General features: G+C 31.8%; 18 protein-coding genes. 13 read left to right on the forward strand and 5 right to left on the reverse strand.

Going from position 1 to position 22,079, the window contains the following annotated elements; genetic code table 11:
- Positions 1-14: 14 nt before the first annotated feature.
- Positions 15-770 carry a response regulator transcription factor gene (locus ABZP37_RS06950; RefSeq protein ID WP_366186784.1) on the forward strand — a complete coding sequence of 252 codons (756 nt, stop codon included), beginning with the start codon at positions 15-17 and terminating at the stop codon, positions 768-770.
- Between the two features lie 335 nt (positions 771-1,105).
- On the opposite strand, the gene ABZP37_RS06955 is transcribed toward ABZP37_RS06950, so the two are convergent.
- The 3 genes from ABZP37_RS06955 to nadE all read right to left on the reverse strand — a co-directional run bounded on the left by ABZP37_RS06955 (position 1,106) and on the right by nadE (position 7,101).
- Positions 1,106-4,678: a PAS domain S-box protein gene (locus tag ABZP37_RS06955; protein WP_366186785.1), complete on the reverse strand. Its 3,573-nt coding sequence runs from the start codon at positions 4,676-4,678 to the stop codon at positions 1,106-1,108.
- 866 nt (positions 4,679-5,544) lie between these two features.
- Positions 5,545-6,174, reverse strand: a complete 630-nt coding sequence (locus ABZP37_RS06960; protein ID WP_366186786.1) for a response regulator transcription factor — start codon at positions 6,172-6,174, stop codon at positions 5,545-5,547.
- A 126-nt stretch (positions 6,175-6,300) separates the two neighbouring features.
- Positions 6,301-7,101 (reverse strand): NAD(+) synthase, encoded by an 801-nt coding sequence (gene nadE / locus ABZP37_RS06965; protein WP_366186788.1) that lies wholly within the window; start codon positions 7,099-7,101, stop codon positions 6,301-6,303.
- A gap of 101 nt (positions 7,102-7,202) precedes the next feature.
- On the opposite strand from nadE, the gene gldB reads away from it, so the two are divergent.
- The 3 genes from gldB to ABZP37_RS06980 all read left to right on the forward strand — a co-directional run bounded on the left by gldB (position 7,203) and on the right by ABZP37_RS06980 (position 9,600).
- The gene (gene gldB, locus ABZP37_RS06970; protein WP_366186790.1) at positions 7,203-8,159 is read left to right on the forward strand and encodes a gliding motility lipoprotein GldB; all 957 of its coding nucleotides are present in this window, start codon (positions 7,203-7,205) and stop codon (positions 8,157-8,159) included.
- Positions 8,159-8,503 carry a gliding motility protein GldC gene (gldC, locus tag ABZP37_RS06975; protein ID WP_366186791.1) on the forward strand — a complete coding sequence of 115 codons (345 nt, stop codon included), beginning with the start codon at positions 8,159-8,161 and terminating at the stop codon, positions 8,501-8,503. Before gldB ends, gldC begins: the two co-directional genes overlap by 1 nt.
- Positions 8,504-9,231: 728 nt before the next feature.
- Positions 9,232-9,600, forward strand: coding sequence for a hypothetical protein (locus ABZP37_RS06980; RefSeq protein ID WP_366186792.1), 369 nt, complete (start codon positions 9,232-9,234; stop codon positions 9,598-9,600).
- A 247-nt stretch (positions 9,601-9,847) separates the two neighbouring features.
- On the opposite strand, the gene yihA is transcribed toward ABZP37_RS06980, so the two are convergent.
- Together yihA and ABZP37_RS06990 are read right to left on the reverse strand one after the other, a co-directional pair.
- Entirely contained in the window at positions 9,848-10,483 is a 636-nt protein-coding gene (yihA, locus tag ABZP37_RS06985) for a ribosome biogenesis GTP-binding protein YihA/YsxC (RefSeq protein ID WP_366186793.1), read from the reverse strand.
- A gap of 144 nt (positions 10,484-10,627) precedes the next feature.
- A complete protein-coding gene (locus ABZP37_RS06990) occupies positions 10,628-11,392 on the reverse strand; it encodes an alpha/beta hydrolase (RefSeq protein ID WP_366186794.1) in 765 nt (254 codons plus the stop codon).
- 377 nt (positions 11,393-11,769) lie between these two features.
- Between ABZP37_RS06990 and mraZ the strand changes: the two genes are divergently transcribed.
- The 9 genes from mraZ to murG are packed head-to-tail and all read left to right on the forward strand — an operon-like array spanning position 11,770 to position 22,046.
- The gene (gene mraZ, locus ABZP37_RS06995) at positions 11,770-12,243 is read left to right on the forward strand and encodes a division/cell wall cluster transcriptional repressor MraZ (RefSeq protein WP_366186795.1); all 474 of its coding nucleotides are present in this window, start codon (positions 11,770-11,772) and stop codon (positions 12,241-12,243) included.
- Entirely contained in the window at positions 12,218-13,126 is a 909-nt protein-coding gene (rsmH, locus tag ABZP37_RS07000) for a 16S rRNA (cytosine(1402)-N(4))-methyltransferase RsmH (RefSeq protein WP_366186797.1), read from the forward strand. Before mraZ ends, rsmH begins: the two co-directional genes overlap by 26 nt.
- A gap of 16 nt (positions 13,127-13,142) precedes the next feature.
- Positions 13,143-13,490, forward strand: a complete 348-nt coding sequence (locus ABZP37_RS07005) for an FtsL-like putative cell division protein (RefSeq protein ID WP_366186799.1) — start codon at positions 13,143-13,145, stop codon at positions 13,488-13,490.
- Positions 13,481-15,484, forward strand: a complete 2,004-nt coding sequence (locus ABZP37_RS07010; RefSeq protein WP_366186801.1) for a penicillin-binding protein — start codon at positions 13,481-13,483, stop codon at positions 15,482-15,484. Before ABZP37_RS07005 ends, ABZP37_RS07010 begins: the two co-directional genes overlap by 10 nt.
- Positions 15,485-15,524: 40 nt before the next feature.
- On the forward strand, positions 15,525-16,991 hold the full coding sequence (locus ABZP37_RS07015) for a UDP-N-acetylmuramoyl-L-alanyl-D-glutamate--2,6-diaminopimelate ligase (protein ID WP_366186803.1): 1,467 nt from the start codon (positions 15,525-15,527) through the stop codon (positions 16,989-16,991).
- A 51-nt stretch (positions 16,992-17,042) separates the two neighbouring features.
- A complete protein-coding gene (mraY, locus tag ABZP37_RS07020) occupies positions 17,043-18,272 on the forward strand; it encodes a phospho-N-acetylmuramoyl-pentapeptide-transferase (RefSeq protein ID WP_366186805.1) in 1,230 nt (409 codons plus the stop codon).
- Between the two features lies 1 nt (position 18,273).
- Positions 18,274-19,605 carry a UDP-N-acetylmuramoyl-L-alanine--D-glutamate ligase gene (gene murD, locus ABZP37_RS07025; protein WP_366186807.1) on the forward strand — a complete coding sequence of 444 codons (1,332 nt, stop codon included), beginning with the start codon at positions 18,274-18,276 and terminating at the stop codon, positions 19,603-19,605.
- A gap of 36 nt (positions 19,606-19,641) precedes the next feature.
- Positions 19,642-20,934 carry an FtsW/RodA/SpoVE family cell cycle protein gene (locus tag ABZP37_RS07030; RefSeq protein ID WP_366186808.1) on the forward strand — a complete coding sequence of 431 codons (1,293 nt, stop codon included), beginning with the start codon at positions 19,642-19,644 and terminating at the stop codon, positions 20,932-20,934.
- 20 nt (positions 20,935-20,954) lie between these two features.
- Positions 20,955-22,046 (forward strand): undecaprenyldiphospho-muramoylpentapeptide beta-N-acetylglucosaminyltransferase, encoded by a 1,092-nt coding sequence (murG, locus tag ABZP37_RS07035; protein ID WP_366186810.1) that lies wholly within the window; start codon positions 20,955-20,957, stop codon positions 22,044-22,046.
- The last annotated feature ends 33 nt before the right edge of the window (positions 22,047-22,079 follow it).

Here is a 22,079-nt window from a genome sequence, read left to right on the forward strand (position 1 = left end):
TGTATTTTAGTTGTGTGAAAAATTCTAAAAAAAACATAGTTCTAATTGAAGATGATTATGCATTAGGTGAGTCAATTGTTGATTTACTGATTTTAAGTAATTTTAATGTGAAGTGGTTTAAAAATGGTTATGAAGCATTTGTGTATTTAGAAAGTGTTTTGCCGGATCTTATTATAAGTGACTTACTGATGCCTGTTATGGGAGGGGAAGCATTGTTTTTAAAAATCAGAAATAATAATAATTTCAGTACTATTCCTTTCGTAATTATTACTGCTAGTAAAGATGATGAAACTAAATTTAGGCAACTAGAAAATGGGGTTAACGACTATATTATGAAGCCATTTAAAACACGAGAATTAATATTAAAAATCAATAATATTCTTAACTTAAAATCGCAAATTGAGAAAAAAAATAGACCTGATCCTTTTTCAAAAGTTACAATAAAGTTATCTGAAAAAGATTTTCTATTATCGGTTAATATTATTTTGGCAAAAAACATAAAAGGTGAAATTGATATTCAAGAATTATCAAATCGGCTTCATATAAGTAAATCTACTTTAGATAAAAAAATCAGAAAGCGTACTAATAAAAATATAAGTCAATATATTAGAGAATTCAAATTAGATTATGCTTTGAAATTAATTTCGTTAGGAGAAAGAAATGTTCAGTTTTTAGTTGATCAGTCTGGTTTTAATTCTTTGTCATATTTCTCAACCAGTTTTAAGAAATATGTAGGCTTGACTCCAAGAGATTATATCAAAACGATTTAAATTTTTTACTTAATGATTCTTATACGTTCTAAATGTTGAATTATATATGGTGTCAATAATTATAATTTAACGAAATTAGATCATCCAGGGGGAGTTTTTGGGGCATTTGACATTACTTAAGATTTAGTTGAATAAATTATTCATGGTTTTTATTACCTCTTTCTCATTACTTTATTTATTTTATTAATGTAAACCTGCGGTTTTTTTTCAATTTAATTGACTTATGTTTTTTTAAGCCCCTTTTTGGCTTTAAATACTAGGAATCCATTTAAAGTAATTTCTAGTATTTAGTCCTCTAATGTGCAATTTATGATCTATAATTTATGTATTTTTTATCACTGTAAATCTAATTCAGGTAATTGTATAATTATTTTAGTTCCTTTTCCAAGTTTGCTTTCTAATTTAACAATACCGGAATTCCTTTCAATAAATGTTTTAACAATATAAAGTCCTAAACCGGTACCTTGAATTCCATTAGTATTACTCGCTCTAAAAAAAGTATTAAAAAGTTTTGGTTGATCGTTTTCAGGGATACCAATACCAAAATCTATTATTTCAATCTTAATTATAGATTCATAATTGATTATTTTCATTATTACATCCCCACAATTTTCAGAATATTTAAAGGCGTTGTTTAGAATATTGAAAATGGCATATTCTATTAAATTTTTGTCGGCAAAAATTAAAAACTCTTTTCCTTCTATTTGTACTTCTACTTTACGATTGTCTTTGTTGTTACTAAAAGTCGTTTGAATAATGTTAAGACAAAGATCTTTTAAATCAAACTTTTCTGGTTTGAAGTTAGTTTTCTTAGAGTCATCCTTAGATATGATTAAAACAGCGTTCATCAATTCAACAATTCTATCAATCTCATCTGTAATTCGGTTGATGTGTTTTCTTAAATTATTACTATTGTCATAGTGTTGTTTTTCTATGTACATGCCAATTAATTCCGCACTTGTCCGTATGGTTGTCATGGGGGTTCGGAACTCGTGAGATATAGTAGAGACTAAATTTGTACGTAATTCATTTAATTCGCGTTCTTGTCTAAGTGTTTTTTCAATTACAAATTCTGCTTTTTTTCTTATGGAAATATCTCTTGTGTTAGTTTGAATTTTTACAGGTATTTCATTTTTAAAAACAATTTTAGCAATAGTTTCTACCCAGATATATTTATTCTCTGAATTTAAATAACGGTACTGAATAGGGGTAATTATATTTGTTGAATTAAGTTTGTATAAATGATTTGTTATCACTTCAATGTCTTCTGGGTGAGCAAAGTCCATTGGTGTTTTACCAACCATTTCTTCTGGTGTAAACCCTATTAAATTTTTAACAGAAGGAGACACATACTGAAAAGTCAGATTCAGTTCATGTAAACAGACTAAATCGATTGTATTGTCTGCTAAAAGACGATATAAATTTTTAGCTTCATTAAGCTGAATGTTTCTGTTTCGGTTGTTTTCTTCTACTAAATCTTTGTTTTCTTTTTCAACTTTTTTTCTTTCAGTGATGTCTATGATTTGTGCGATAAAATATTTAATTTCTCCATTAATATCTCTTACGGTCGAAACGGATAGATTTGTCCAAATAATACTCTTGTTTTTATTAATATATCTTTTTTCTATTTGATAAAATGGTATTTCATTAGCTACTAATCTGCTTTTATTAAATAATTCATTCCTTAAATCATGGGCGTGAGTTATATCCATGAATGTTAGGGACTTTAACTCGTCTTTATGATAACCTAATATATTGCATAAGTGTTTGTTAGCGTCAATCCAATAACCATCATTATTTACTATTCCTATACCAATTGATGAATATTCAAAAGCACCTTTGAATTTTTCTTCACTGCTTAGTAATTCGTCTTTTAGTTTTTTCTCAAGAGTTATATCGGTCAAAGACCCTATCATGCGTGTTGCTTTGCCATTTTTATCTCGTATGATATAGGCTTTATTTTTTACATAGGAATAGTAGCCGTCTGATTTTAAATAGCGGTATTCTTGATTCCATTTTTTGATTGTTTTATCACGTAATATTAAATCTAATTTTTTGTTAACTTTTTCAACATCATCGGGGTGAATGTAACTATCACATTCAGCAGCAGGTATGATATTGTCTTTATTTTTAAAATGATGACCAAAGTGTTTGGTGAAATTATTGCCCATTATTACGGTACCAGTGATAACATCTAAGTCCCAAATTACGTCAGATGTTGCTTTGGTAACATGTTTAAAACGTTCATTACTAACTTTTAATTTTTCTTCAGTATTTTTTTGCATTGTTATGTCGTTGAAAGAACAAATCACATAAAGAAGTTGGTTTTGATTTCCAAAAACAGGAATGGCATCAACTAATAGCCAAACTAAATCTTTTTTTGTGGGTCTATGCACGCCCATAACGACGTTATTGATTGGTTTTAATTGTTTTATAGCTAGTGGTACTGGATGGTCTTCAGGTTTGAAATTAGTCCCATTTTCATAAATTACTTTCCATGATTCATCAAATGAATTTTTCCCTATAAGCTGGTTTTGGGTAAGTCCTAACATTTCGCAAGCGGAGATGTTATTGTCTATGATTTCTGAGTTAGGACCTTGTACTAAAATTCCAACAGCCAAATTTTGGATAATACTTTTGGTAAGTTGTCTGCTTTTTAGAATTTCAGTTTGTATTTTTTTGCTTTCAGTCATGTTTACACTAAAACCAATCATAATATTTAGGCTTCCATCTTTGTTAAAAATTGGTGTGAATTTTCTATCGTGAAAAGTTACTTTTCCATTTGCATCATATAATTCTTCTTCCCACGACAGTGTTTTTTTACTTTGTAGTGCGGCATTAAATTTAGTTTGCCTTTCAATGGCAAATTTATTATTTCGATTGGTATGAGTTGCGTATTCAAAATCATCTTTGCCAATGATATAATCGCTTAGTTCTTTGTTTTTGATTGCAATAGGGTTTATATAGAGGTATTTGTGATTAGAGTCAAATACAGCTACATCAGTTGGCAGACAATTTAATATTGTTTCATATAATTCTTTTTGAAGTTGAAGTTTATGTTTGCCTTCGATATGTTCCGTTACATCCCTACAGTTGCCTATGTAAAATTGTTGATTGTTTTTTTCTATTAAATGAATTTTTGTAGAGTGCCAGCGATAGTATCCTTCCTTGTGTAGTATTCTATAAATGATTTCGCTATTAGTTGTTATATTTAGTTTAATCGTACTGATATATTCAAGACACTTATCAATATCTTCAGGATGAATAAAGTCTGAACTACTTTTGCCAATGATTTCTTCATTTTTATGTCCTAAATACAATCTCCAATTTTTTGATGCAAAACTGATAACTCCTTCTAATGTGAGTTCGTAAACAATTTCATTAGAATTTTCTAATAAAGATTTAAATTGTATTCTATTCTCAATTAACTGCGTTTCTAATTCATGATTTTTTAGGCTTAAATCTAATATCGATTCTATTTGTGTAACACATTGTTTTACTATTTTTAATTCCTTAGTATTAAGTTCGAGATTTTCTTTATTTAGAACGCAAATATTCCCCCATATTAATTTATTGCATGATTTTATGGGGAAACTTGCGCAAAACAAGAAAATTCCTTTGTAATTATTTAATGGATAATCATGATTATAATCAGACGAAATTAAAATTTCTTGACTGTTTATAAGTTTTTGAAAATAATCAATTTCATTTAGATTGCTGAAATTTTCTAATCCTTTTTTAGATACTATAACAACATCTTCTATAGCTTTTATTGAAATGAAGCAGTCGGATATTTCACAAATATCAGATATGTATTCTAGGATAGTATCAAATTCTTTTTTTAAAGTATGACCTGTTAAAACCGACTGTAAAGAATTTGAATCAGGTATTACTTGTGAAGAATACATTGTTTTTTGATTTAGGGGGAATAGATTTTAAATTACACTTGCAAAGTAGGGTTTTGCTTTTTTTTATAAATATAAAAATAATTTGATAACTATTAGTTTTTATTTTAGAAGTCCTTTAGTAAAAAAACTAATGTTTTTTTGTTTTTAATAAATTTGATTAAGATCGATGAAATTGTAAATTATAACTTAGTCAAATTAAAGTTTTTTGTTGAATAAGGTGAAGTTTTTTGTTTTACGTAAAATGAGTTTGTGAGATGTAAAGTGATTAATATAAAGACAGATATGATTGCTAATATTAGAATGATATAAATTAGATATTTATCGCTTTTTTTGTTACTCTAGTGCTAGTGCAATTTACAAACGGGTGAATTACTTCTTTATTCTTGCCCGCTTTAGTAAATCAATAAAATATAATTTTGATATTCTTTAAAGGCATCTTTAAAACATTGATGATGTTTAGGTTTACTTGATAATTTTAATTTTTAAAACATGTGGGTACTTATTTTAAAAGGCGGAACTCTTTTTTAGACGCGTGTTCATCATCACTGCTGGTTTCGCTCATTAAACAAATATGGATAGGATTCGGCTCAGATCTCAATATGAAATATTTGGAGTGGCTTTTCATTGTAATATGAAGATTTTGCTTATCCACGATTGATTCTAGATTTAGGGCAATGCATACCTAAATGGAATAATCTGCTCAATAATTAGAAACTAAACCATTTTAACTCTGAGAAGATAGGCGGTATTATAGAGAAATTAAAAAACTCCATATCATCTGATGCAGATAATATGGAGTCTATTTCAATAATTGTGGATTATAATACTCTTTCTAAAAAATTAGGAAGGGTAATGTCTCGTTTTAGTTAGACAATTTCTAGTTTTTTAGCTTTTTCAACTAAATCTACTAGATTAGTAACGTTCAACTTAGTTAGTAACCTCAATTTGTAAGTACTAATTGTTTTTTCATTCAATCCAAGAATGGTTGCAATTTCGTGGTTCTTTTTACCGCCACTCAAATAACGCAATACTTCCACCTCACGGTTTGAAAGTTTTCTATATAAACGTTCGCTTTTACTTTGTTTAGCGATTAACGCTAAGTTTTTCTTAACGGTTTCGTTCATAATGATTTTTCCTTGGTTTACTTTAACAATAGATTGTCCAAGAGTTTCTAGTTTTTCTTTCTTATGAACATATCCAGAAACACCAGCTTTAATTGCGTTTGGCGCATAAATTTGTTCGGAAAGATTACTGAAAATAATGATTTTCGTTTTTGGGAAATTCTTTAAAATTGATTTGATTTCGAATATACTAGCAAGACCTTCTAATTCTAAATCTAGGATAAGAACATCAATTTCCTTAGTAAGGAGAATGTCCCGAATCATCAAAAAGCTACCTACATTGGCAACGATTGAGATATCTGCATGGTCTTTGAAGTATGATTTTACTCCAAAATGTACTACGGGTAAGCTATCAGCTAAACAAACTTTTATCATGGTATTTTATTTATTTGTGGTATTTAATTTATATTAATTAGGTATGTATTTATTAATGAGGGTATTAAATAATAAAATAAAGTTAGTTAAAAAAAACAACAATGCAAATTTTTCGGACAAAAAAAATCAGATATTATTAATTTCGCATACAGGTATTGGGTTCATTTTATGTTGGTTAGCCTTGTTTAGGCGTTGGTATATATCGAAAACTATTTTTTCTCTTTCTGAGAAATTTGTAATCGATAGTTCGTTTTCATCAGCTAACATTGCCCATTCTAATTCGTCATAACTAGCGCCAAGTTGTTCTTCGTCTGTTTTTTCATCACCAAATAATCCATCTGAAGGTTGTGCGTTGAGAATAGAATCGGGGATTTTTAAATAGGATGCCAGAGCAAATACTTCTGATTTCATCAAATCAGCTATCGGGCTAATATCAACCCCGCCATCTCCATATTTAGTGTAAAATCCTACTCCAAAATCTTCTACTTTATTTCCAGTGCCCGCCACGAGTAACCCGTGAACTCCTGCGTGATAGTATAACGTAGTCATTCGTAATCTAGCTCTAGTGTTTGCTAGTGTTAATTGTAGTTTTTTATCATCAATGTGAGCAGGAACTTCGTTTTTAAAAGTTTCAAATACAGGAGTTAAATCCGTTTCAATACTTGAAACATTGTTGAATTTAGCTTTAAGCTGTACAATATGTTCTCTACCTCGACTTACATGATCTTTGTGCTGGTGTATAGGCATTTCAACACATAAAACCTGTAGGCCAGTTTGTGCACATAAGGTTGATGTTAATGCAGAATCTACTCCTCCAGAAATTCCAATTACAAATCCGTTTACTTTTGCAATATCAGCATATTTTTTTAACCAGTTGACAATGTGAGTATTTACTTTTTCAACTTGTATGGTGTTTTTTTTAGTCATATTTGTTTCAGTTTTAAAAAGCAGGAATATGTATATTTGCTAACTATTGCTAATTAGAATGCAAATAGTAGTTTATTCGTGACAAATTTAAATAAAATAAAATGAAATTATGTGTTATTCCGTTTCTTCTGAGCCTCTTTTTGTTTTCTTGCGATAAAAAAACAAAAATAGAGAAGATTGTTGCAGAAATCCCAGTAAATATTAAGGTGGAGCGTTTCGATAAAGCCTTTTTTGAAACAGCACCTAAAGATTTAGAGAAAGTCAAAAAGGAATATCCTCTATTTTTTCCTGTAGGAAATGATGATTCTGTTTGGGTAGAAAAAATGGAAAACCCGTTGTGGAGAGAGCTGTATAATGAGGTTGAAAAAAAATATGCTGATTTTGATTCTGAAAAAGAGGATTTGGATCGCCTATTCAAACATATCAAATATTATTTTCCCCAAACAGTGATCCCAAAAGTGGCTACGGTAATTTCTGAAATGGATTACAATAATAAAGTTATTTATACAGATAGCTTGGTTGTGATAGCTTTAGAGTTATATTTAGGGAAAGACCATCGATTTTATGAGTTTCCAAAATATATCAAACAAAATTTTGAAAAAAATCAGATGATGCCTGATGTTGTTTCTGAATTTTTTAAATTTAAAGTAAAGCCTAATTTAGAAAAAAGTTTGCTTTCAAAAATGATTTATGCTGGTAAAGAATTGTATTTAAAGGATAAATTATTACCTGAAACTAGTGATGCTGATAAAATTGGGTATACTCCAGAACAACTCCTTTGGTGTCAGGAGAACGAGCAATATATGTGGCAATATTTTATAGAAAAACAATTGCTATACAGTGATGATGTTAAATTAGCATCTCGATTTATAAATCCTGCCCCTTTTTCTAAATTTTATTTAGAAATTGACAATGAAAGTCCCGGGAAGGTGGGAGCGTGGTTAGGCTGGCAAATTGTACGCTCCTATATGGATAACAACAGCGCTTCGTTATCAGAAGTTTTTACTATGAATGCAAAAGAATTATTTGAAAAATCAAAATATAAACCTAAGAAATAATGTCAAATCAAAATAGATCAGAAATAAATTTTCTCGTAGAATTAGACGAAAATAAAGTGCCCGAAAAATTAATGTGGTCTGCCAAAGATGGTGGAGTACAATTGGAAGAGGCCAAAGCAATAATGCTTTCTATTTGGGACAGCAAAGCTAAAGAGAGCATGCGAATTGACTTATGGACTAAAGATATGCCTGTAGATGAAATGAAGGTTTTCTTTCATCAAACCTTAGTAGCAATGTCTGATACCTTTCACCGTGCTACTGGAGATGAAAAAATGGCAGCAACTATGAAGGATTTCTGTGAGTATTTTGCGGAAAAATTAGAGTTGACCAATAAAGAGGAATAACTTATTCTAAAATAGCATTAGTTTCTTGAAAAGGGAATATTAAAGAATATTAAAAGTGCAATGAAAGCTGTACTTTTTTGCTTTAAGTTAAGGTGTGTTTTTCTTTAAGAAGCAGAATGTTTTGTTTTCATAACAAATAGTCGTCCTGCTCACTATATCTTTGTGTTTTAATGAAAAACACAAAGGATGCCGCTGTGATCAGGGCTAAAAAGAAAATCTCATTTTCATAAGAAAGCCTCGCTAAAGTCCGAATCCTTTCGTATGGTCGTTATAATTGAAGTCAAATTTCTCTAATAAACAAAAGCATAGTGAGCGTTTTTTTTTTTTTTTTTTTTGAATTTAATTAAACCTTTAAATAAATTAGAGTGCTATTTTTTTAGTTATTTCTAATGTTTTATAAGATTACTGATGAAGTCATTTTATTTATAAAGGTTGTTTTTGAGTTAATGTGTTTAGTATATGACATGAAGTATCCAAATGGATTCGTGCGGTAGCCAGGGTACTCTTTTATCAGGTTGGAATTACTGTAAATCTATTGGTTTATTAGGATGTTTTTGTGAGCTATTTCTCTTTTCGTGGCTAGACAAGTAATTTAAAGATTAAATGGTGAAAGTCATTTTTATGGTTTGATTTGTGTTTTTACAGTGTAAATATTTTTTTTTAATTGTTTTAAAATATTATTTTGTAACTTGTTGAGATCTAATCTAATAATCTAATAATCTAAAATCATGAAAAAATCTAAATTATTTGTACTCGGTGTTGTATTGTTAGCTGTATTAATGGTCTCTTGTCATAAAGACCGAAAAAAGTTGATTGATACTTGGAAGGTATCTGAAGTTATTGTAAAAACACAGCTTTCAGATTCTTTAAAAAATGATATACTGACCAGAGGTCTATTAACTTTTACGAAAGACGGACTAGTCGAAGGTCATTTGCAGAGAGATTTTACGGATGGAATTTATATTTTAACTGAAAAAGGTACAAGTTTGACAATTAAGGATCATACTGGAACGCCGTTTACTTATGAAAGTACGATTACAGACGATAAAATTATATTAGAAGATGATGATTTAAAATTGACGTTGTTGCCTGAATAGAGTTGTGGTAGCTGTTGTTTATCTATGATATGCATCTACTTAGGTTCATTTTGTCAAAGGTACAAGCTCTATTTTAAGTAGGGTATGTTTCTAAAGGGCATAAAATAAATTTATGGCAAATAGACAGTTTTTGTAAAAAAAAAATAAAAATTTAAATCAAAAGGATATTGTTGTAAAAGAGATTAGTCTACTTTACAAAAAACCCCAAAAACATATTAAAAATGTTTTTGGGGTTTTTTGGTATAATTTATCCAGGTGTATTAAAGGGGCTGTTGTTGCTCTTGAAAACCTCCTGATTGACGTCATCTATATATTGCAGTAATTCCTCTTTTCCGGTATTCTCTGTTGCTGAGGTGATAAAATATTCTGGCATCTCGGCCCAGTTATTGGCAAACATGTTTTTTTTGTATGCTGCAATATGAGAGTCAATTTTTACTTTACTGATTTTGTCAGCTTTCGTAAAAATAATGCAAAATGGAATTTCACTTTCCCCCATATAGGACATAAATTCGATATCGATAGTTTGTGCTTCGTGACGAATGTCGATAAGGACAAACGCACATACTAACTGTTCTCTGTTTTCAAAATAATCCGTGATGAATTGTTGGAATACAGATTTGGTTTTCTTTGAAACTTTAGCATATCCATACCCTGGTAAATCGACTAGGAACCAATTTTTATTAATTAAAAAGTGGTTGATTAATTGTGTTTTCCCAGGTCTTCCTGAGGTTTTGGCTAATTTTTTTTGGTTGGTCAACATATTGATTAATGATGACTTTCCTACGTTTGACCTACCAATAAAAGCATATTCAGGCAAAAAGTCTTTGGGACATTTTGAAGCATCGGAATTACTTATTATAAATTCGGCGGTATTGATTTTCATACTATTGTAATATTAAAGAGCAAAGAAAAGACTTTTAAATTTAGTCAAAAAATAAACCAATCAGAATTTTAGTTTTAATAAGTCTGAGTTCACTAAATTTCTTAATGGTTTAAAAGGGGCTTTGTGTTTTTTATTTTAAAAAAGCTATAAGTTGGTTTTTACAAGCCATTCTTCCAGTACTCGGTTGAATTCTTCAGGTTGTTCCATCATGGCAGCATGTCCACATTCATCAATCCAATACAGCGTAGAATTGGGTAATAATTTTTTAAATTCAGTAGCGACATCTGGGGGGGTTACCTTGTCATTTTTTCCCCAAATAACACATGTTTGTACGTGCATTTTAGGTAAATCTTTCGCCATATTATGACGAATGGCACTTTTGGCAATGGTTAGTGTTTTGATAAGTTTGATACGGTCATTTACAGTTGCGTATACTTCGTCAATTAATTCAGGTGTTGCTACTTTTGGATCATAAAATACATCTTCAGCTTTCTTTTTGATGTATTCGTAGTCGCCTCTTTTTGGGTAACTATCTCCCATAGCGCTTTCGTAAAGTCCTGAGCTTCCTGTAATTACTAGTCCTGCTACTTTTTCAGGATACATTTTAGTGTGGTACAAAGCAATGTGGCCTCCAAGAGAATTTCCTAGTAAAATAACTCGGTCAAATCCTTTGAATGTAATGAAGTCTTTGACGTATTTCGCAAAGCTTTTTACATTCGTTTTAAGTATACTTTGTGTGTATATAGGTAAGTCTGGAATGACAATTTTATATCCTTTTTCTGAGAAGTAGCTAGCAACGGCATCAAAGTTACTTAGCCCTCCCATTAGCCCGTGTAGAATTACAATAGGCGTACCTTCCCCTGCTTCATAATAACTATATCTACCTTCTTTCTTGTAGTGCTTTTCCATGTTGCTTATTCCAGATTTCAATTTTCACAAATATAGGATTTAATAAGTAAAAAAGAATTTTTGATTCTGTTTTTTGGATATAATATTTACCGTGAAATTTTTATTACAAAATCATGCTCTTTGCGGTCTGAATAAGTATGTTTTAATTGGTGAAAATGAAGTGTTGTTGTTAAATCTTTGTGGATAATATAATGATTTATTTAGGGCTTATGAATATTCTTACGGGCCTTTTTGTTTGACGCTAACGATCTGAGCCTCCAAAAATTAAGGTCTTATGGGGGAAAGTGGTTAAACTTATTAACAAAGTGGTATTAAGTGGTAAATTGTGGTAAAATTTTTTATATTTTTGCTTAAATCATTTCATTACAAATAAAGGCTTGAATACAATTGTAGGAACATATGAGTGCAAAGTGGACGCTAAAGGGCGGGTGATGATACCTGCGCCATTGAAAAAGCAGTTAACTACCTCACTTCAAGATGGTTTTGTTTTGAAGCGTTCTGTGTTTCAATCTTGTTTGGAGTTGTATCCAATGGAAGAATGGGATTTGATGATGACAAAAATCAACAAGCTAAATCGATTTGTAAAAAAGAATAATGACTTTATTAGACGTTTTACAGCCGGTGTTAAGGTTGTTGAGATTGATTCTTTAGGACGATTGTTAGTTCCAAAAGATTTGGTTGGTTTTGCGAATATCTCTAAGGATGTTGTTTTTTCATCAGCAGTGAATATTGTAGAGATTTGGGACAAAGATTTATACGAGCAATCTATAAATGGAGATGATATTGATTTTGCTGATTTGGCAGAAGATGTAATGGGAAATTTAAATGACAACGACAATGGAATATCATAATCCAGTTTTACTTCACGAATCTATTGACGGTTTGAATATACAGCCAGATGGGGTTTATGTAGATGTGACTTTTGGTGGAGGCGGTCATTCAAGAGAAATTTTGAGAAGGCTAGGGCCAAACGGAAAATTATATGCTTTTGACCAAGATGAAGATGCATTAGCCAATGCGATAGACGATAGTCGTTTTGTTTTGATTAATGAAAATTTCCGTTTTATAAAACGGTTTTTGCGTTTTTATGGGGCTAAATCTGTAGATGGAATCTTGGGAGACTTAGGGGTTTCTTCACATCAATTTGATGTAGCAGAAAGAGGTTTCTCAACTCGTTTTGATGCAGAATTAGATATGCGAATGAGTCAGAAAAATGATTTGAGTGCTTATAAAGTAGTTAATGATTATGATGACGCTAATCTAAGACGAGTATTCTATGATTACGGTGAATTGAAAAATGCACCTGCACTTTCAAAAACGATTATTGAAGCGAGAGAACTTCAGCCGATAAAAACTACAGATGAATTAAAAGAAGTTTTGGCGAGATATTTACCAGAAAGAGTTAGGAATAAAATTTTGGCTCAAATCTATCAAGCTATTCGAATTGAAGTGAACCAAGAAATGGATGTTTTAAAAGAGTTTTTAGAGCAATCTTTAGAAATATTGAAACCAGAAGGAAGATTAAGCGTGATATCGTATCATTCTTTAGAAGATAGATTGGTTAAGCGATTTATGAAAAACGGAATGTTTGAAGGAGAACCAGAAAAAGATTTTTTTGGAAATTTTTCGGTTCCTTTTAAAACCGTTGGAAAACTGATTATTCCTGATGCTGCCGAAATTAAAATAAATAATAGAGCTCGCTCTGCCAAATTAAGAATTGCCGAAAAAAAATAGTAATCCTATTATAAAGATGAAATACGGAATATACAGCCTGTTAAAAGCAAAATTTCTTGTCGATGATGATGCGATGAAAAATTGGCGTTTTATCGTTTTTTTGATTCTGTTGGCAATAATTATGATCGCAAATACACAACGTTACGAACAAAAAGTGTTCAAAATAGCAGCCCTTACAGGTGAAGTAAAAGAATTACGATCGGAGTTTGTAGATAGGCGTTCCCAATTGATGAAATTAAGAATGGAGTCTACGGTGTCTGAAAAAATGGTGGCCAAAGAAATTTACCCATCTACGGTTCCACCAGTGAAAATTAAAGTTAAGAAAGAAGAAGAAAAAAGTTTTTTCAAAAAATTATGGCAGTAGAGGATAAAAACATATCGTATAGAATGTACCTAGTAGCATTTGTTATCTTTTTGATAGCAATAGCAATAGCTGTGAAGTTAACTAATATTCAGTGGGTTGAAGGAGAATATTATAGAAGTTTGGCAAAGGAAAGAACAGTTCGGAATTTTGTAATTCCAGCTAATAAAGGGAATATTTATTCAGCAGACGGTAGCTTGTTGGCAACTTCTATTCCGAACTATGAAATTCGTTTTGATGCAGTAGCACCAAAAGCAGAAGTTTTTGAAAAAAATGTGGCTTCATTGTCAGATTCGTTGTCTTTGATGTTAGGGAAATCAAGTAATTATTTTCAAAATGAACTTCGAAGAGCAAGAGCTAATAACAATCGTTACTATTTGATTTCTCGTGATTTAAGTTATACGGAATATATTAGAATTAAAAAATTCCCATTGTTCAAGTTAGGCGCTTACAAAGGGGGGGTAATTGTAGAGCAAAAAACTGTACGTGAACATCCTATTGGTAAAATTGCAGAACGTACCATTGGTTACGAAAGAAGATTAGGTGAAGGTAAGTTTGAAGGTAAAGGAATTGAGTGGGCTTATAAAGATTATCTCAATGGTACGGATGGAAAAATATTAAAACAAAAAATAGCCAAAGGACAATGGAAACCTATTCGTGATGTAAATGAAGTGGATCCTCAGGATGGTTACGATGTAATTTCGACTATTGATGTATATATCCAAGACATTGCACATCATGCTTTGTTAAAACAACTACAAGAATACGAAGCAGATCATGGCTGTGTGGTAGTGATGGAAACACAAACGGGTGCTGTAAGAGCTATTGCTAATCTAGGAAGAGCAAATGATGGGACTTATTATGAAACAACCAATTACGCGGTTGCTGAATCACACGAACCAGGATCTACTTTTAAATTAGTGGATTTGATGGCTTTGTTAGAAGACAAAGTTGCAGATACTAGTACGGTGTATGACAGTAAAGGAGGCGAAATTAGATATTCTGGTAAAGCGGTTAGAGATTCACACAAAGGAGGTTATGGTAAAATTTCATTAGCAAGAGGTTTCGAGCTTTCGTCAAATACCGTTATGGTTCAGGCAGTATATAATGCCTATAAAGATAATCCAACTCGTTTTGTAAATCATGTGAATTCATATGGATTGAACAAGAAGTTAAATATGGATTTTAAAGGGGAAGGAAGACCATATATTCCACAACCTTCCAGCAAAAGATGGTCTAATATTTCGTTGCCTTGGATGGCTTTTGGTTACGGAGTTTCGGTAACGCCAATGCAAACTTTAGCCTATTATAATGCTGTCGCAAATAATGGAGTGATGGTGAAACCCTATTTTGTATCCGAAATTAAAGAATGGAATAAAACCATTAAAAAAATGGAGACCGAGGTGATTAACCCTAAAATATGTTCACAAGAAACTATTTTGAAATTGAAAGAAGTTTTAAAGAATGTGGTAAAAAAGGGAACTGGTTCTAAATTGTATTCGAAAGAATTTTCGATGGCAGGAAAAACAGGTACAGCGCAAGTAAATTATAGTAAGGATGGCGGATCTGGTAAGTATTATGCTTCTTCATTTGTAGGTTTCTTTCCGGTAGATCAGCCTAAATATTCTTGTATTGTTGTGGTACACAAGCCAAGTACCGTAAATAATAATTACTATGGTGCAGATGTGGCTGGTCCCGTTTTTAAAAGAATAGCACAGAAAATTTTTACAGATGTTCCTTCCACTAATGAAATCAAAAATATCAATAAAAAGATTCCAAAACAGGAGAAAAGTTATAGTAATTATTTTGCGAGTCTTCAAAAAGAGCAAACGCATATTCCTAATGTGAAAGGAATGCCTGGTATGGATGCAATTGCATTATTGGAGAATTTAGGACTTAAGGTGAGCGCAAAAGGCTTAGGGAAAGTAAAAACACAATCATTACAAGCAGGACAGGATATTATCAAGAATACAAGTATTACACTAGAATTATTATAGTCTCACAACACTTCAATAATTTGGAGAAAATGGAACAAAAATGGATAAAAATTTAAAAGACATATTATATAAAGTAGCGATTGAATCTATCAAAGGTTCAACGGATGTTACGATCAATAAATTGGAATTCGATTCAAGAAAATTGGAAGCCAATGATGTTTTTATTGCTATTCGTGGAACTATTTCAGATGGCCATGATTTTATCCAAAAAGCGATTGAATTAGGGGCTATAGCTATAGTTTGTGATACTTTACCTGAAAAAACAGAAGTCGGTATTACTTATGTTCAAGTACTAGATACTAATAAAGCGTTGGCTTTTATGGCGGCAAATTATTTTGGTGATCCTTCAAAGGATATGAAATTAGTTGGAATTACAGGGACTAATGGAAAAACAACCATTGCTTCTTTATTGTTTCAATTATTTGAAAAAGCAGGTTTCAAAGTGGGATTGATTTCTACTGTAAAAATTGTTGTCGACAAACAAGAGTACAAAGCCACACATACAACACCTGATTCAATAACAATCAACCATTATCTTGAAGAAATGAGAGCTGCTGGGGTTGAATATTGTTTTATGGAAGTGAGTTCTCATGGGATTCACCAAAAAAGAACAGAAGCCTTGCATTTTGTAGGAGGTATTTTCACGAATCTTTCTCACGATCACTTGGATTACCATCCAACATTTGCAGAATATAGAGATGTAAAAAAATCTTTTTTTGATAATTTGCCTAAAACAGCTTTTTCAATCACGAACATTGATGACAAAAACGGAGCTGTGATGTTACAAAACACAGTTTCTAAAAAATGTACGTATGCTTTAAAATCGTATGCCGATTATAGAGCACAAATCCTAGAAAATCAATTATCTGGCTTATTGCTAAAGATAAATGAAAATGAAGTTTGGGTAAAATTAATTGGGACTTTCAATGCTTATAATTTATTAGCTATTTATGCTACAGCTATCGAATTAGGAATGGATAGCTTAGAGACACTTCGACTATTATCAGATTTAGAGAGTGTTTCAGGTCGTTTTCAATTTATAGTATCGAATGCAAATGTTACAGCTATTGTAGATTACGCACACACACCTGATGCCTTAGATAATGTATTGAAAACTATTAATGATATTCGAACTAAAAACGAACAATTAATTACAGTTGTGGGTTGTGGTGGGAACCGTGATAAAGCAAAACGTCCTATTATGGCAGGTATTGCTTCTGAACTGAGTGATAAAACAATTTTGACTTCGGATAATCCTCGAAATGAAGATCCTGAAGTAATTATTCACGAAATGGAACAAGGGGTTGCTGCCCAAAATTTTAAAAAAATATTGGCAATTACAGATAGAAAACAAGCTATTAAAACCGCTTGTCAGTTAGCACAGCCTAATGATATTATTTTGATTGCAGGTAAAGGGCATGAAACGTATCAAGAGATTAATGGTGTTCGCCATGATTTTGATGATATGAAAACAGTAAAAGAAATTTTAGAACAATTTGGTAAATAAATATTCAACAGAAGTTTTTGAATCGAAAATTAACCATTCAACCAATATATTATGCTATACTATTTATTTGAGTATTTAAACAAGACATTAGATGTTTCAGGAACGGGAGTTTTTCAGTACATCACCTTTCGTTCTGCTTTGGCGTTCATATTGTCGCTTTTGTTGTCTACTATTTACGGAAAAAGGGTTATCCTTTTTTTACAAAGACAACAAGTAGGTGAAACAGTTAGAGAACTTGGCCTAGCAGGGCAAAATGAAAAAGCAGGTACTCCAACTATGGGAGGGTTGATTATCATTTTTGCTACGTTGCTTCCTGTATTTTTGTTTGCTAAGCTTCATAATATTTATATAGTGTTACTAATAGTGACCACTTTATGGATGGGTACCATTGGTTTTATTGATGATTATATTAAGATTTTCAAGAAAGATAAAGAAGGGTTAAAAGGGATCTTTAAAGTTTTTGGTCAAGTAGGATTAGGTTTAATTGTAGGTTATGTTTTGTATTTCAGTCCTGATGTTACGGTTCGTACAGATACCAGTAAACGAGATGTTTTTAAGATAACCACAGAGAACACTATTTATCCTGCTCCTATAGAGGAGAAGTCAACAGCTACGACCATTCCTTTCTTTAAGAATAATGAATTTGACTATGCTGAATTATTAGCCTGGACAGGCGAAGGATATGAGAAATGGGCTTGGTTGGTTTTCATACCAGTCGTGATTTTCATCATTACTGCAGTTTCCAATGGAGCAAATCTTACTGATGGAATTGATGGTCTTGCGGCAGGAACGTCTGCTATATCTGTGCTCGCCTTAGGGATATTTACGTTCCTTTCCGGGAATATCATTTTCTCTAATTATCTGAATATCATGTATATTCCTAATTCCGGGGAAATGACGGTTTTTATCTCGGCATTTGTTGGGGCTTTGATAGGATTCCTTTGGTATAATTCCTTTCCCGCTTCGGTATTTATGGGAGATACGGGAAGTTTAACAATAGGAGGTATAATTGCGGTTCTCGCTATTGCGGTAAGAAAAGAAATGTTGATTCCTTTATTATGTGGGATATTCTTGGTCGAAAATTTATCTGTGATTTTACAAGTCAGTTATTTCAAATACACCAAGAAGCGTTTTGGAGAAGGTCGAAGAATATTTTTAATGTCGCCTTTGCATCATCATTATCAAAAGAGAGGTTATCATGAAAGTAAGATTGTAACACGGTTTTGGATTGTAGCCATCTTACTCGCCATTTTATCTATTGTGACATTAAAACTAAGATAATATGAGACTAGTAGTTTTAGGAGGAGGAGAAAGTGGTATAGGTACTGCGATTCTGGGGAAGAAGAAAGGATATGATGTTTTTGTATCTGATTTTGGAAAAATAAAAGAAAAGTACAAACAAGTTCTTATAGATAATGAAATAGAATGGGAAGATGAAAAGCATACAGAAGATTTAGTTCTGAATGCTGATGTCGTGATGAAAAGCCCTGGAATTCCTGATAAAGCAGCCGTTATTAAAAAAATGATTGAAAAAGGGATTCCTGTAATTTCAGAAATTGAATTCGCTGCTCCGTTCACTGATGCAGTAACAATAGGGATTACGGGTAGCAATGGTAAAACCACTACGACAATGTTGGTTTATCATTTGCTAAAATCAGCTGGATTGAATGTAGGACTGGGAGGGAATATCGGGAAAAGTTTTGCTTGGCAGGTAGCCGATGAGAATTATGATTCCTATGTATTGGAATTGAGTAGTTTTCAATTAGACGGGATCTTTAATTATAAGCCACACATTGCAATCATTACTAATATTAGCCCGGATCATTTAGATCGATACGATTATAAATACGAAAATTACATAGCTTCAAAGTTTCGGATAACGATGAATCAAACAGAAGAGGATTATCTAATTTACGATGCAGATGATGAAGCGATAGCAAACTGGTTAAAAAATAATAAAACAAAAGCAAAACTAATACCTTTCTCACTAACGCAAATATTTAGCGAAGGAGCCTTTATACAAAACAACATTATGGAAGTAACAATCAACCAGGACGAATTTAAAATGGAAACAGAAACTATTGCCTTAGAAGGAAAACATAACATGAAAAATGCAATGGCAGCAACTTCAGTGGCTAAATTGATGCAAATTAGAAAAGCAACAATACGTGAGAGTCTGTCTAATTTTGAAGGGGTAGAACACCGTTTGGAGAAAGTGTTGAAAATTCAAAATGTACAGTACGTCAACGATTCAAAAGCGACAAATGTAAATGCTACTTTTTTTGCATTAGACAGCATGAATACGCCAACAGTTTGGATTGTAGGAGGGGTTGATAAAGGAAATGATTACAATGAACTAATGTCATTAGTTCGTGAAAAAGTAAAGGCAATTATTTGTTTAGGGGTGGATAATAAAAAAATAATAGATGCTTTTGGTAATGTTGTTGATATGATGATAGAAGTTACCAATATGAGAGAAGCTGTTATTATGGCACAACGATTAACTGAAAAAGGAGATACTGTTTTGTTGTCACCAGCTTGCGCAAGTTTTGATTTATTCGAAAGTTATGAGGACAGAGGAAATCAATTCAAACAAGCCGTACAGAATTTGTAATACTATTATAAAGTATAATAACTAAAAACAATAATAATGAAACAATTAATAAGCAATTTAAAGGGAGATAAAGGGATTTGGTCCTTTGTGGCTTTATTGGCTTTGTTTTCATTTATGCCTGTTTTTAGCGCCAGTAGTAATTTGGCCTATTTAGGTCATGGTACGGGAAATACGTTAGGTTATTTGTTGAAGCATTTAGGACATGTAGTGTGTGGGTTTTGGATTATTTATGTTTTTCATAGGGTTCCTTATCAGTATTTTAGATCATTTTCGAGGTTGTTATTGCCTATTATTTGGGTGGTTTTAGCTATAACTATGATTAAAGGAACTGTAATTGGTGGTGCTAATGCTAGTAGATGGTTGCAAATTCCATTTGTAGGTATTTCTTTCCAGCCTTCAGCTCTGGCCGCTTTAGTGTTATATGTATATGTAGCTCGTTATTTATCGAAAACTAGAGACGAACCAATTGATTTTATAGATTCCGTTAAAGAACTTTGGGTTCCAGTATTTATTACTTTGATATTTATTCTGCCTTCCAATTTTTCAACTGCTGCCTTGATTTTTTCCATGGTGACAATGTTGGTTTTTATTGGGAAATATCCATTAAAATATTTGATTTATATTATTGGTTTAGGAGTAGTTTCTTTAGCTTTTTTTGTACTCTTAGCTAAAGCTTTTCCAGATTCTAAATTTTTTAGTCGTGTGCATACTTGGGAAAGTAGAATAGAAAATTTCACAACTGATAAACCTGATGAAGATGATTATCAAATTGAAAAAGCTAAAATAGCCATTGCGTCGGGAAAAATATATGGATTAGGCCCTGGTAAAAGTATTCAAAAAAACTTTTTGCCACAATCGTCTTCAGATTTTATTTACGCAATTATTGTTGAAGAGTATGGTTTAGTTGGCGGTTTTGGAGTATTGGTTTTGTATCTCTTATTACTTTTTCGTTTTATCATTGCCTCTCATAAAGCCAATACAACTTTTGGGAAATTAGTAGTTATCGGTCTTGGTTTTCCAATGATTTTTCAAGCAATGATTAATATGGCGGTCGCAGTTGAATTGTTGCCCGTAACAGGACAAACTTTACCACTGATTAGTAGTGGAGGTACATCTATTTGGATGACTTGTATTGCCTTGGGAATCATTATTGGTGTTACCAAAAAAGAAGAAGAAATAGCGGAAGAACAAAAAGAAGCTGCCAAAAGAGAGGAAGCTTTGCAGAAATTAATTGACGGACAGCTATTAGTTGATGAAGAATCAAATAATAGTGATTACTCAATTGAGGATAAAGTTTCTAATCCAATGAATGCTGTTTTAAATAAATAAGAATATCAAATTTAATATATATGCAACCATATAAATTCATTTTAAGCGGAGGGGGAACTGGAGGACACATCTATCCTGCGATTGCAATTGCTAATGAATTGAAACTGCGTTTTCCTGACGCTAAGTTTCTTTTTGTAGGTGCCCAAGATAAAATGGAAATGCAAAAAGTGCCACAAGCAGGATATGATATTAAAGGATTATGGATTGCAGGCTTGCAAAGAAAATTGACTTTGCAAAATGCAATGTTCCCTTTTAAATTGGTTGATAGTTTATTTAAATCTAAAAAAATAATCAAAGAATTTAAACCAGATGTGGTGATTGGAACTGGTGGTTTTGCCAGTGGACCTTTATTGCAAGTGGCGGCTATGATGGGGATTACAACCGTTATACAGGAGCAGAATTCATTTCCAGGGATAACGAATAAGTTGTTAAGTAAGAAAGCAGATGCAATTTGTGTTGCTTATGAAAATTTGGAACGTTTTTTTCCAAAAGAAAAAATGATTTTGACAGGCAATCCTGTTCGTAAAGATTTAATTGCAATTGGTGGTAAACGTGAAGAAGCTATTTCATTTTTTCAATTAGATGCTAGTAAAAAAACTTTGTTAGTGCTTGGAGGTAGTTTAGGCGCAAGAAGAGTTAACCAGTTAATTGAGAAAGAACTTGAAGCTATTGTGGCTCAAAATGTTCAAATTATCTGGCAATGTGGGAAATTGTATTTTGATGAGTATAAAAAATATAATTCTAGTCTTGTACAAGTCGTTTCCTTTATTGAACGAATGGATTTGGTTTATGCCGCTGCTGATGTTATTATTTCTAGAGCGGGAGCATCTTCAGTATCTGAATTATGTATCGTAGGGAAGCCCGTTATTTTTATTCCCTCTCCTAATGTGGCAGAGGATCATCAAACTAAAAATGCGAAAGCTATAGTAGATAAAAATGGTGCTTTGTTGCTAAAAGAATACGAATTGGAGACCTTATTTAGTGTGGTTTTTGAAACGCTATTAAAAGATAGTGGGAAGCAATCTCAATTAAGCGAGAATATAAAAAAATTAGCAATGCCTGAAGCGACTCAAAAGATTGCAGATGTAATTGTGAAATTAATTAATAAATAGCAATAGCAATAGCAAATTGCAAAAATCAATTAC

The sequence above is a fragment of the Flavobacterium ovatum genome (genome assembly GCF_040703125.1).
Taxonomy (GTDB): domain Bacteria; phylum Bacteroidota; class Bacteroidia; order Flavobacteriales; family Flavobacteriaceae; genus Flavobacterium; species Flavobacterium ovatum.

What these genes read in the sequence shown, in the direction of transcription:
- ABZP37_RS06955 (WP_366186785.1), bottom strand. Translation starts at nt 4,678, where the DNA reads ATGTATTCTTCACAAGTAATACCTGATTCAAATTCTTTACAGTCGGTT.
- ABZP37_RS06960 (WP_366186786.1), bottom strand. Translation starts at nt 6,174, where the DNA reads ATGATAAAAGTTTGTTTAGCTGATAGCTTACCCGTAGTACATTTTGGA.
- nadE (WP_366186788.1), bottom strand. Translation starts at nt 7,101, where the DNA reads ATGACTAAAAAAAACACCATACAAGTTGAAAAAGTAAATACTCACATT.
- gldB (WP_366186790.1), top strand. Translation starts at nt 7,203, where the DNA reads ATGAAATTATGTGTTATTCCGTTTCTTCTGAGCCTCTTTTTGTTTTCT.
- gldC (WP_366186791.1), top strand. Translation starts at nt 8,159, where the DNA reads ATGTCAAATCAAAATAGATCAGAAATAAATTTTCTCGTAGAATTAGAC.
- ABZP37_RS06980 (WP_366186792.1), top strand. Translation starts at nt 9,232, where the DNA reads ATGAAAAAATCTAAATTATTTGTACTCGGTGTTGTATTGTTAGCTGTA.
- yihA (WP_366186793.1), bottom strand. Translation starts at nt 10,483, where the DNA reads ATGAAAATCAATACCGCCGAATTTATAATAAGTAATTCCGATGCTTCA.
- ABZP37_RS06990 (WP_366186794.1), bottom strand. Translation starts at nt 11,392, where the DNA reads ATGGAAAAGCACTACAAGAAAGAAGGTAGATATAGTTATTATGAAGCA.
- rsmH (WP_366186797.1), top strand. Translation starts at nt 12,218, where the DNA reads ATGACAACGACAATGGAATATCATAATCCAGTTTTACTTCACGAATCT.
- ABZP37_RS07005 (WP_366186799.1), top strand. Translation starts at nt 13,143, where the DNA reads ATGAAATACGGAATATACAGCCTGTTAAAAGCAAAATTTCTTGTCGAT.
- ABZP37_RS07010 (WP_366186801.1), top strand. Translation starts at nt 13,481, where the DNA reads ATGGCAGTAGAGGATAAAAACATATCGTATAGAATGTACCTAGTAGCA.
- ABZP37_RS07015 (WP_366186803.1), top strand. Translation starts at nt 15,525, where the DNA reads ATGGATAAAAATTTAAAAGACATATTATATAAAGTAGCGATTGAATCT.
- mraY (WP_366186805.1), top strand. Translation starts at nt 17,043, where the DNA reads ATGCTATACTATTTATTTGAGTATTTAAACAAGACATTAGATGTTTCA.
- murD (WP_366186807.1), top strand. Translation starts at nt 18,274, where the DNA reads ATGAGACTAGTAGTTTTAGGAGGAGGAGAAAGTGGTATAGGTACTGCG.
- ABZP37_RS07030 (WP_366186808.1), top strand. Translation starts at nt 19,642, where the DNA reads ATGAAACAATTAATAAGCAATTTAAAGGGAGATAAAGGGATTTGGTCC.
- murG (WP_366186810.1), top strand. Translation starts at nt 20,955, where the DNA reads ATGCAACCATATAAATTCATTTTAAGCGGAGGGGGAACTGGAGGACAC.